Genomic DNA, 887 nt, shown 5'->3' with positions numbered 1-887 from the left:
TAAACCTTAGCATCATCATAAACCTTGGCATAACCCCCAACCCAGCAATTGCCATCATGACTTAGATTGTCTTCTTTTTGTATATAGCCACCTAAATCACCTTTCTCGACGTTTCCAAAGTCTCGTAATGCGCGAATGCGGTGGAGAGTTTTGCCCCCAACTTCGATTGTTTCATCAGTAAGTTCGTATTTTTTTTCCATGGTTTATTGCCTCATGCCCGTTGTGATGATTTCATCATTGATGATCTCTGCGTTTCCATGAATAAATGCATCACCACAGATTTTGGCATTTCCCCCAACTTTTGCTCTGATGGAAATCAATGGACTGCCATAGATTTTAGCATTTCCATAAATTTCAGCTTTTCCACTAATAAATGCACCACCGGAAACTTGTGCATTTTCGTAGATTTGTGCACTGGCAAAAACACGAGCATGTTCAAAAATCTGCGCATTACCAAAAATATTAGTTTCTCCGGTAACAGATGCACTACCAAAAACACATGCATTTTCGTAAATATCAGCAATGTTATAAATATAAGCATCACCATAAACCTTGGCTTTGTCATAAACTCTTGCATGACCATCTACACGAGCGTTTCCATAAACATGTGCATCACCAAAAACCTTGGCATAACCATAGACTTTTGCATCATCACCTACCCAGCAATTACCATCATGACTTAGATTGTCTTCTTTCTCGATATAGCCGCCTAGGTCGTCTGCTTTAACATCATCAAAATCCCTTAAAGCACGAATGCGGTGGAGAGTTTTTCTATCAAACTCAATTGTTTCATCAGTAAGTTCGTATTTTTTTTCCATGGTTTTACTCCTTTAAGTTAGATTCTGCCTTTGTCGTTCTTGCAAAAGAACGGCATTGCATTGTGTGGT

General features: G+C 39.0%; 1 protein-coding gene and 1 pseudogene. Both read right to left on the bottom strand.

Going from position 1 to position 887, the window contains the following annotated elements:
• Positions 1-200, bottom strand: a pseudogene (locus ACFILL_RS09390) (hypothetical protein); the annotation flags it as partial.
• Positions 201-203: 3 nt separating this feature from the next.
• Complete coding sequence (locus tag ACFILL_RS09385) at positions 204-818, bottom strand: hypothetical protein (protein WP_375612600.1); 615 nt, start codon at positions 816-818, stop codon at positions 204-206.
• Positions 819-887: the final 69 nt, after the last annotated feature.

Origin of the sequence: Bartonella sp. AP20NXHL (assembly GCF_042196165.1) — a bacterium.
GTDB lineage: Bacteria > Pseudomonadota > Alphaproteobacteria > Rhizobiales > Rhizobiaceae > Bartonella.
This window is presented reverse-complemented; position numbering and strand designations above follow the sequence as displayed.